Annotated in this window: 10 protein-coding genes and 1 pseudogene; 5 read left to right on the top strand and 6 right to left on the bottom strand. The window is 68.7% G+C overall.

Going from position 1 to position 9,494, the window contains the following annotated elements; genetic code table 11:
- Nucleotides 1–107, bottom strand: a pseudogene (locus AOK01_RS45905) (transcriptional regulator); the annotation flags it as partial.
- Nucleotides 108–299: 192 nt separating this feature from the next.
- On the opposite strand from AOK01_RS45905, the gene AOK01_RS39055 reads away from it, so the two are divergent.
- Complete coding sequence (locus AOK01_RS39055; protein ID WP_063792941.1) at nt 300–848, top strand: ATP-binding protein; 549 nt, start codon at nt 300–302, stop codon at nt 846–848.
- Between the two features lie 2 nt (nt 849–850).
- Here AOK01_RS39055 and AOK01_RS39050 read toward each other — a convergent pair whose 3' ends face one another.
- Nucleotides 851–3,310 (bottom strand): sensor histidine kinase, encoded by a 2,460-nt coding sequence (locus AOK01_RS39050; protein ID WP_245702604.1) that lies wholly within the window; start codon nt 3,308–3,310, stop codon nt 851–853.
- 199 nt (nt 3,311–3,509) lie between these two features.
- Here AOK01_RS39050 and AOK01_RS39045 point away from each other — a divergent pair, with 199 nt between their 5' ends.
- Nucleotides 3,510–3,977, top strand: coding sequence for a peptidoglycan-binding domain-containing protein (locus AOK01_RS39045; protein ID WP_055520258.1), 468 nt, complete (start codon nt 3,510–3,512; stop codon nt 3,975–3,977).
- An 84-nt stretch (nt 3,978–4,061) separates the two neighbouring features.
- Nucleotides 4,062–4,604 carry a hypothetical protein gene (locus AOK01_RS39040; protein ID WP_055520255.1) on the top strand — a complete coding sequence of 181 codons (543 nt, stop codon included), beginning with the start codon at nt 4,062–4,064 and terminating at the stop codon, nt 4,602–4,604.
- A gap of 85 nt (nt 4,605–4,689) precedes the next feature.
- Here AOK01_RS39040 and AOK01_RS42220 read toward each other — a convergent pair whose 3' ends face one another.
- Genes AOK01_RS42220 through AOK01_RS39030 form a run of 3 tightly spaced genes read right to left on the bottom strand, consistent with a single transcriptional unit; the run spans nt 4,690 to nt 6,674 of the window.
- Nucleotides 4,690–5,019, bottom strand: a complete 330-nt coding sequence (locus AOK01_RS42220; protein WP_079104106.1) for a helix-turn-helix domain-containing protein — start codon at nt 5,017–5,019, stop codon at nt 4,690–4,692.
- 53 nt (nt 5,020–5,072) lie between these two features.
- Complete coding sequence (locus tag AOK01_RS39035) at nt 5,073–5,930, bottom strand: SDR family NAD(P)-dependent oxidoreductase (protein WP_055520253.1); 858 nt, start codon at nt 5,928–5,930, stop codon at nt 5,073–5,075.
- A 15-nt stretch (nt 5,931–5,945) separates the two neighbouring features.
- Nucleotides 5,946–6,674 (bottom strand): dioxygenase family protein, encoded by a 729-nt coding sequence (locus AOK01_RS39030; protein WP_055520251.1) that lies wholly within the window; start codon nt 6,672–6,674, stop codon nt 5,946–5,948.
- Between the two features lie 111 nt (nt 6,675–6,785).
- Between AOK01_RS39030 and AOK01_RS39025 the strand changes: the two genes are divergently transcribed.
- Nucleotides 6,786–7,271 carry a MarR family winged helix-turn-helix transcriptional regulator gene (locus tag AOK01_RS39025; RefSeq protein WP_157871665.1) on the top strand — a complete coding sequence of 162 codons (486 nt, stop codon included), beginning with the start codon at nt 6,786–6,788 and terminating at the stop codon, nt 7,269–7,271.
- A gap of 143 nt (nt 7,272–7,414) precedes the next feature.
- On the opposite strand, the gene AOK01_RS39020 is transcribed toward AOK01_RS39025, so the two are convergent.
- Nucleotides 7,415–8,443: an NADP-dependent oxidoreductase gene (locus tag AOK01_RS39020; RefSeq protein ID WP_055520247.1), complete on the bottom strand. Its 1,029-nt coding sequence runs from the start codon at nt 8,441–8,443 to the stop codon at nt 7,415–7,417.
- A 135-nt stretch (nt 8,444–8,578) separates the two neighbouring features.
- Between AOK01_RS39020 and AOK01_RS39015 the strand changes: the two genes are divergently transcribed.
- Nucleotides 8,579–9,466 carry a helix-turn-helix domain-containing protein gene (locus tag AOK01_RS39015; RefSeq protein WP_063792940.1) on the top strand — a complete coding sequence of 296 codons (888 nt, stop codon included), beginning with the start codon at nt 8,579–8,581 and terminating at the stop codon, nt 9,464–9,466.
- Nucleotides 9,467–9,494: the final 28 nt, after the last annotated feature.

The raw sequence follows: 9,494 nt of genomic DNA, 5'->3' as shown, positions 1-9,494 counted from the left end.
GCCCGGTCCCTGCCCGCCCGCCCCCGGAACAGCTTCAACTGCCGCCCGAACACGCACAGCATGCCCGTTCCGACCTCGTACTCCGGCTGCTGAACCTCGTCGTCCACGCCGCAGCTCCTCTCGTACAACCGGTCCAGTCAGCCAACTCGGGGCCCGGGAACCGGTTACGTCCAACACCAGGTACAAGCGCGCCGCTCACGTGTACAGCCCGTACTCGTCAGCGCATCGCTCCTGGTCAACGCTACGCAGAGTCCGCGACTGTTGACCCTATGAAGTCAGCAACTCCCCCGAACGGGCATATGCCACAGCGCTCCGCACCCGAACGCGAGTTCACCATGCGCTTCACTTCGACACCGCGCGGTGCCCGCCTGGCCCGCCGGCTCGTCTCGCACCGCCTGGACGACTGGGGCCACCCCTACACGACCCCCATCAACGAGACACTCACGCTGATCACAGCGGAACTCAGCGCCAACGCCGTACGCCACGGCCACGTACCCGGCCGGGACTTCCACGTCCGCCTCACCCTGGCCGAGGACGTCGTCCGCGTCGAGGTGACCGATACCCATACCGAGAAGCAGCCGCCGTCCCGTCCCCCGGCGACCGACTCGCTCTCCGAGTCCGGCCGGGGCCTGCTCCTCGTCGAAACGCTCGCGGACGACTGGGGCGTCAGCCCTCGCCAGGCCGCCCCAGGCAAGACGGTATGGGCGGAGCTGCACATGCAGGAGCAGGGCCACCCGCGTACGCACCGGGTGGCCCCTGCACCGACGAACCTCGATCTACTCCTGACTACGGCTTCGCTGCTGCGCGACGACCTCGGGTCGCGGCCGGAGGACCGCTGCTTCGATTGACGTCATCCGATCCGGGCTGCAACCCGTTCTTCGGTGACCGCCGGTCTACTCCAGCCGGCCTCCACCCACACACTTCCGCCGCGCAGGGTTCGTACCACGTCCACCTGCGCGTTCGTGTTCGCGTTCGTGGCACGGCCGGGTGTCTGAGCGGCCTCTTCCGTGCCCCGGTCCCGGCCGCCGGCGCGGTCCTCGCCGACCACGCTCACGCGTACCGCGCGGGGTGTCCACACGACAGTGACCCGCGCGGTCGAGCGGGTACGGCCCAGAATCACCGCCACCGGGTCGATCAGCTCCCTGCGTACCGCCACCGGCACCTCACCCGGCCGGCCTCGTACGGCCAGGCTCACCGTCACGCCTTGGTGCTCGGCCACCTCGACGCACGCCCGCAACTCGTTCAGCAGGGGGTCGGACACAGCGTCGGCCTCCGCGAACAGGCGGCGCATACGCGCCGCTTCCACGCCGCAGCGCAGCCTGACCTCCTCGTCGTGCGGGCTCAGCGCGCCGTGGCCGAGGCCCACGAGCAGCGGCACGGTCGTCGCCGTCAGCGCGCGGTAGCGCTCCTTGTGATCACGCTGCATGTCCTCGTGGATACGTTCCCGGGTACGCAGTTCCTCCTCCCGCGCGGCCTCGGTCCCCGCTGCCGGAGCCGTACCGTGGAGCAGATACGTCATCAGTACGCCGACGGAGAGCTGGAAGCCGCAGCTGGCTATCGTGGAGATGCCTATGACGGCCCACTGGGTGACGGTCGGCGCCCCGGACAGGAACACAGCGGTCGTGTTGAGCCCCACATGCGCCGCGAGGAACGCCGCGTACACCCTGACCCGCAGGTCCGCCAGCAGGAACAGCGCATGCCAGCCGACCACTCCGAACGCCCAGTCCGGCGCACCTGTCGACAGTTCCGCCGGGAGCGTGAACGCGCATACCGCCGAAACGGCCAGCACCGAGCCCACGCCCCACCAGCGCACCCTCGGCGGGATCCGCCTGCCACGCAGCAGATAGGCGCCGCCGATCACCGCGACGGCGGCAAGGCAGACGAAGGCGGCCGTCTGTGCCCACGCGGGGCGGTACACGTCCTGGTGGACCGCGAGCCGGCGCAGCGAGATGGTGAACTGCCACACCAGGCTGATCAGCAGCATGGCCAGTTGGGTCCCGTACAGGAGCCGCCCGCGGATGAAGCGGACGCCGGCCGTGTGCTGCACCTGGTCGCGGGGCGGGCGCGGGGCGCCGGGCGCCTGTGCTCCGTCCCGTGCCTGTGACACCCGGGCCGGGCTGTGCCAGCGCCACTGCACGCGGGTCCCGGTGTCCGGCTGGGAGGTGACGGAAGCGGAGCCTTGGACCGCGTGCATCCTGGCGATGATGGAACCGGAGATGCCCCGGCGCCGTGCGGAGACGGCCGCCGGGTCGAACCCCCGCCCCGCGTCGGACAGTTCGACGACGGCGCCATCTCCCTCTGCCCACGCCCTGAGCTCCGCCTCCCGCACCCCGGAATGGCGTGCCACATTGGTGACGGCCTCCCGGACCCCGTTGAATATCGCGAGCCCGGGGCCGGACGGAATCGCGAGCGGGCCGTCGACGCGCGTCGTGAGCCGCACCCTGGCCGGTCCCTCGCCCTCGGGCACACAGCCGAGAAGAGCCGCGAGGTCGACGCTCCCCGTCTCGAATCCGGGCACGGCGGACATGGCCTCCAGATCCTGTCTGGCACGTGGAGGCAGCCACGACCAGTCCCGGCCGTCGCCCTGGGAGACCATCAGCAGCGTCGCGCTCGCCGTGTCGTGCAGGGTCGCCAGGTACTCGCGTTCGGTGGCCCTGCGTGCGGCGGCGACTTCCATCTCCCGGCGCGCCGCCGCCCTGACCGCGGCCGACCGGTCAGCCGCCCTGGCCAGCGCCCGAATGATGAGGTAGGCAGCCCTCGACAGGCCCACCTGGATCAGCATGCGTACCAGGGGTACCACGTCGATGCCGTGCCCGGGCGAGGAGAGGACGTCGCCCAGTACGAAGACGAGGGCCCCCAGCGCGGCCAGGGCGGCCCCGGCGACCGGTCGCGTCGCCCACTCGTACTGGAAGGCGACGACGCTGATGCCGACCATCGCCTCCACCATCACATCCGCGGCCTCGCCGCCGATCACCGGCTGAGACAGCCCCGTCAACACCACCACGGTCGCATCCAGCGTCCACAGCAGGGCGAGCGGGAACAGGCGCGGGCGGCGCAGCGAGTAGAGGCGCACACCACAGGCGAGGAAAGCGGGCCCCAGCAGGGACACCGCCAGCGGAACATCCGCCGCATCCGCCGAGACGACGCCCAGCGCACCGCACAGGCAGACCACGATGGACCGGAGCCACACCCCGAACCGCTCAAGGGCCAGGATCACCAGGCGCTCGCCGGACCCGGGGCGGTCCCGGTCCATCGGCTCAGCGGCTCCGTACTCGCTCCCCGCGTATCCCCCATGGCCCCCACGCCGCATGCGGACAAGGGTAGTTGACCCACGATCAAGATGGAGCGGGATGTGGGGCGAACGACCGTCACGCCCAGCGACCGGACCGGGCTACTGTGCCCGTCGTACGTCGCTGACACCGGCCTTGGCGGGCACGCTTCCAGGTGGTCGCACGTGTGCGCCTGACGCACGGGCCGTTCGCTTTCCTTCCCTCACGAGAGGTACGACCATGTCTGTTCGTCCCGGCAAGCGGTTCAGATCCCTGCTGGCGACCGGCGCCCTCACCGCCGGCCTCCTCGGCGGCGCCGTTGCCGTCGCTCCTTCCGCGTCAGCGTGGACATACGTCGGGGAGTGCTCGTCCAGCCACAAGATCGCTTACAACACGACCTCCTCGCAGTCGATCAAGATCCCGGACGTGCGGTACCAGGGGTACTACAACGTGCGCTGCTGGATGGACTACGGCAGCACCGGCATCGGCGTCGAGGCTCTTCAGCTCGCCCTCAAGACGTGCTACGGGCGCTCCATCGCCGTCGACGGCGACTTCGGACCGGCCACACGAGACGCCCTCAAGTACGCCCAGGGTCAAGAGGGGATCACCGTTGACGGGCTGTACGGTGAGCAGGCGTTCGAGAACCTGAAGTGGGCGCGGTACACGCAGGACGGGACGCGCAACGGCTGCGCCAGCCGCGACTTCTAGCCGCTTGTCCCTGAAGAAGTCATTGGGTGCGCACCGTCGAACGCCGGCGAACCCGAGGGGAAGACACCATTCGTGTGGGATTCTGTGCATGATGACGACGACCCCGTCTGGGGGCCGCTTCCCGTCCGCCCGGCCGCACTGCGCTGGCTGCTGCTTCTCCCCCTGACCCTGGTGTTCCTGCCGCTGTGGTGGGTGGTGTGGGTCTTCCTCGCCGTCTGCGTCTACTGCGTAGCGCCGGTGGCCGAGCTGATCGTCTACATGGTGCCAAGGGCCGAGAACGGGGCGATACGGCTGCTGGACGCCACGCTGGGCCGGGTGCCGTTCGTCCCGCTCTGGTGCGTGACCCCCGTGGCGCTGGTGCGGGAGGGCGACACGGCGTACTACCAGGCGCGAGTGGACCGGCGCATCGAGAAGCAGACCCGGCGGGTGGAGACCTCCCAGCACCGTCGCGAGTACCACCGCGACCTGGAACTCGGAGCGCACTTCTTCCGGGGCGCCGGCGCCGGTTTCGTCCTGCGCGTCGCCTCGGAGCGGGGCTGGAGCCTCCATCCGATGCTGCGCTCGCACCCCCGGCGTCGGCTCCGACTGCGCCACAACGGTCGGCCACGGCCGGACTCCAGGAACTGACAACAGCCAGGCGCGGGCAGGCGGAGCCGCGCTCCGCTCACCCGCTTTCAGGGAGACGACACAGATACCAGCCATGCTGGGTCCACTAAGTCGACGACGCGTTGATTCTCGTTTCACTGACTGTACGTGCGTACTGAGTAGGTGTCTGGCCGTACTGCTTCTTGAAAGCCCGAATGAAGTGACTGCTGTCAGCGAATTGCCAGTGAGCTGCGAGGTCCGCAATGGTTGGTCGATTGCAGGGGGCTGCCAGTTCGATCCGCGCCCGTTCCAATCGCTGGTGGCGAATGTATGCGGTCACGGAGGTTTCAGTCGCGGCGAACGCGCGTTGTAGCGTCCTCACGGAAACTCTTAGTTCACGCGCAAGGGCTGTAGTCGATAGATCAGGGTCCGTAAGGCGGCTGTCCGCAATGCCCATGGCCAGTTGAACGAGCGCCGCTTGCAGCGCACCGTCGCCCAACTCCTGCACGATCACAGGGGGACGAGCCCCAGTGATTGTGCCGTGGCGTCGTAGATTTTCGCTGCCAGTTCCGCGTCCCGGGCCGACTTGGGGGGCGTCGCGGCTGCGCCCTTGGCGAAGAATCCGCCGTTCGGAGTCGGGGGCGTCGGGGCCGTGGCGAGCAGGACCGGGGTGTGGGCCGCCTTCTCCGGCGACTGCGCGAACAGGCTGCTGACCAAGGACGCGGCCTTGAGCAGGCCCCCGGATTTGTCGTTGAAGCCTGTTTTGATGACGCCGGGGCTCGCGCTGTAGGCGTGCATGCCGGCCGGCAGCCTGGTCGCGAGGGCGGTGGTCGCCAGCAGACCCATGAGCTTGCTGGTCCCGTACACGGCGATCTGCGCGTAGCGGTCGCGCCAGGAGGCTCCGCTGACGTCCGGATCGTCGGTATCGACGCGTCCCCGGGTCACGAGGTCGCTGGAGATGTTGATGATGCGGGCGGTCGGAGCGAACAGCGCGTCGGCGAGCAGCAGATGAGTCAGGTGGAACGGCGCCAGGTGGTTCAGGGCGTGGGTGCGCTCCGTCCCGTCGGCGGTCTCCGCGTACTGCGGGAAGGCGGCTCCCGCGTTGTTGAGGAGTACGTCGATGTGTCCGACGGTGTCGCGCAGCCGCTCGGCGAGAGCGCGGACGGCGGTGCGGTCGACGAGGTCCGCGTGCAGGGCGTGGACCGTACGACCCCGCGCATGTGCCGTCAGGGACTCCGCGGTCGCCTGAGCGCTGCGCTCGTCGCGGGTCACGGCGATGATGTCGAATCCGGCGGCCAGGAGTTGTCGGGCCGTGGCCCGACCAAGACCGCCGGCCGCGCCGGTGATGACGGCAGTTCGTGTGTTCACGGAGATGCTCCTCGTTCAGCGAGAGACCTGGAGGGTGACGTCGGCCTGGTGTCCTTCGGTGGTCGGCCGCACGGTGAGCCAGCTGCCGGGTGAGCCCTTGGCCAGGCGGATCTCGATGTCGTGGGTGTTGACGAACGGGCTGCGCCCGCGTGCGGCGTACGGCGGCAGGGACTGTATGTGTGCGTTGAAGTCGTCGGTGAAGTAGAGCTCGGTCGTCAGCAGGGGCTTTCCGGCACTGCTCACCCGGGCGTGGATGTGGACGGTGCGCGGGGTGTACCAGCCGGGCACGATGGTGAGGAACTCGACCTGTCCGTTCTTGTCGGCGCTCTGCTCACCCCGCAGGAAGGTCGCACCGTCGGTCGGCCGGAAGCGGCGCAGTGTCAACGAGACGAGCGCGGGGAACTTGTCCGCGCCGTAGCGCTGGTAGCCGGAGTAGATACCGTCCGCGTCGCAGTGCCAGATCTCGACGGTCGCGTCCGGCACCGGTGCCAGCGTGCCCGCTTCGACGGTCCGGATGCGCAACTGCAAGGGGGCGCCGTCGCGGCCCTCGCGGATGTCATGTCGCCGCGGTGACCCACTGACGTAGTAGGGACCGTTTCCGGAGTTCGCGGTGGTCCGGTGGGCGTCGAGGGTGGCCGCGCGGCGTATGGACGCCTCGTTGTCGATCCGGCCCAGCACGGTCGTCAGGACGCGTCGGCGCACCTTGTCGCGCACCGTGTGCGGCTGTTCCCCGGTCGCGTTCATGACCGTTCCTCCACTCACATATTGCATGGACTCTCCAAGCTTCGTGCGGCTATCCTGCAAACAGAAGCTTGGAGTTGTCAAGCATTGGAGAGCCCAAGTAACATGCCGGATATGGACGGTGAGTCTTTGACCTATCAACTGCTGCGGTTGGTCCACGCCATGGACGATGCGACCAACACCGGGATCCAGGACGTGATGGCCGAACTGGGGCTCACCCACGCCCTGGCCGACGCGCTGTGGCAGCTCGACCCGACCGCGCCGGCCCCGTCCATGCGTCAGATGGCCGCCAGACTGCACTGCGATCCGTCGACCGTGACGTTCCTCGCCGACCGGCTGGAGCAGTTGTCGTACGTCCACCGGGCGCCGGCTCCCGGCGACCGGCGGACCAAGGCCCTCCACCTCACAGAGCAGGGCCACCTGGCCAGACGGCAGCTCGTCGACGCCGCCATGAAACACACGCCCATCGCTCAACTCACCGTCACCGAGCAACGCCGACTGCACGGCCTGCTGACCAAGGCGATGACAGACGGGCGCAAGGTGACATCGCCCCATGAAGTTCTCAATGCGCCGCCTGAGAACCCTGAACAATCAGCCTGATCACCTGGAAGCGGGGCAGCCAGGGGTGCCGGTCCAGCAGGTCAGCAGGTACTGGGGAAGGCGGTGTCGCGTGCCGGCCGTACAGCACGCGGAAGCGAAGCCCCGCCACCGGCCGCGGCAGCCCTCCCACCGCACCGCCGAGCTCAGGCGATCTGCGCCACCATCTTGCCGGCGGCGCGGCCGGTGAACATCTCCCGGAAAAGCGTGGGGATGTTCTCAAGTCCCTGCACGAACTGTGTCGTGGACACCAGCTTCCCGGCTACGACTGCGGGGGTGAGGTCTTCGAGGAACTCCGGGTAGCAGTCGTAGAACTTCGTCACGTCGAACCCTCGGACGGTGAGGTTCCGGTAGAAGACGGCGCGCAGCACCTCGGGCAGCTGGTCCGGCCCCTCCGGTGCCTGCGTCGCGGTGATCTGTGACATGACCCCGCCGACAGCGATCTGTCCGCTGTCGTTCATGTGCGGCAGCAGCAGCGGGAACTGGGTGGCTCCGACATTCTCGTAGACGGTGTCGATCCCGTCCGGCACGGCGCGGACGAGCTGCTTCTCGAAGTCGTCCGCCTTGTAGTCGACCGCGGCATCGAGGCCGAGGTTCTCCAGCAGGTGCCGGGTCTTCTCCGGTCCGCCGGCGACGCCGACGACCCGGTACCCGCGGAGCTTGCCGATCTGCGCCGCGGTCGACCCGACGGCGCCGGCGGCCGCGGTGACGACGAGGGTTCCACCGGGCTTGGGGTCGATGACCTTGGTCATCCCGACCCAGGCGGTCAGTCCGGTCACGCCGAGCGCCCCGAGGTGTGCGGACAGCGGCATCGCGTCCGGGTCGACGACCCGGATGTCGGAACCGTCCGAGAGGGCGTAGTCCTGCCAGCCGAGCGTGCCGAGGAAGCCTGAGACATGATCCCCGACCGCGAAGGCGGGATTGTTGCTCGCCTCGACGACTCCGACGGTGAAGCCGAACATCGTATCGCCGAGGTTGATGGGCTCTTGGTCGCTGTTCGCGTTCCCCATGATGATGCGGTTGAACGGATCCATGGAGAGCATGATGTTCCGGACGAGAACCTGTCCCTCCCCGGGCACAGGCACGGGGCTCTCCACGATCTCGAAGTCGCTCGCCTTCGGGTTGCCGTGCGGTCGTGCCACCAGGACGATCTGTCGATTCACCTGCGTAGTCATGTGTGTCCCTTTCATGGAGCAGGAGTTCTGCTTTCCAAGGACACTCCGCGGACCCGGGGGCAACCAGGTCCCTGAGGAGACGGGGTAGTGAGAGGGACCTGCCTTGTCCGATCGAGCCGACGTACGGTTTCTGGCATGACCGAGAAGTCGAACCGCCTGGGCGAGTACTTGCAGGCCCGCCGTGGGCTTGTAACGCCCGACCAGGCGGGTCTCCCCGATGTCGGTCGCCGGCGTGTGCCGGGACTGCGCCGTGAGGAAGTCGCCATGCTCGCCGGCATCAGCGCCGAGTACTACCTGCGGCTGGAGCGGGGCCGTGACCGCAACCCCTCACCGCAAGTCCTCGAAGCGATCGCTCGCGTGCTCCGGCTCGACGACGAGCACATGACCTACCTCCGGACCCTCGTGGCCGGCAAGCCCCGCAAGACCCGTCGCAGGGCCCGTGTCGAGACGGTGCCGAACAGTACCCGGGCTCTGCTGTCGACGCTGCCCTGCCCGAGCTTCGTCGAGGGCCGGTATTTCGACATCCTGGCCGCGAACGCGATGGCATCTGCTCTGTCGCCACGCCTCTCGGTCGGTGGCAACCAGCTTCTCGACGTGTTCCTCGACCCCGCCGAGCAGGCCCTCCTCCTCGATTGGGAGGGCACCCTGGAGTGCTACGTGTCGAGCCTGCGCCAAGCGGTCGGCCCCGACACGGACGACCAGCGGTTCATCGAACTCGTCGGCCGGCTCTCCGTCGCCAGCCCACGCTTCCGCGACCTCTGGAACCGCCACGACGTGAGCACCCAGCGCGGCGCACCCGTCCTGTTCGACCACCCTCAGGTCGGCGAGATCACCCTGCATCGCGAACGGCTTGCGATCAGCGGCGCCGAAGGACTGACACTCACCATGTACCACGCAGAGCCCGGCTCCGAAGACGCGGACAAGCTGGCCCTCCTGGCCTCCTCCACGCTGCAGCCGGTCAACGGTCACGGACCGGACCGGCGTGCGCCGATCCACCCGCCGACGGGTGAGCTGCGCAACTGAAGCCCCGTTCGACAGTCCCCTCCCCTCC

The sequence above is a fragment of the Streptomyces aurantiacus genome, from assembly GCF_001418335.1.
Classification (GTDB): domain Bacteria; phylum Actinomycetota; class Actinomycetes; order Streptomycetales; family Streptomycetaceae; genus Streptomyces; species Streptomyces aurantiacus.
This window is presented reverse-complemented; position numbering and strand designations above follow the sequence as displayed.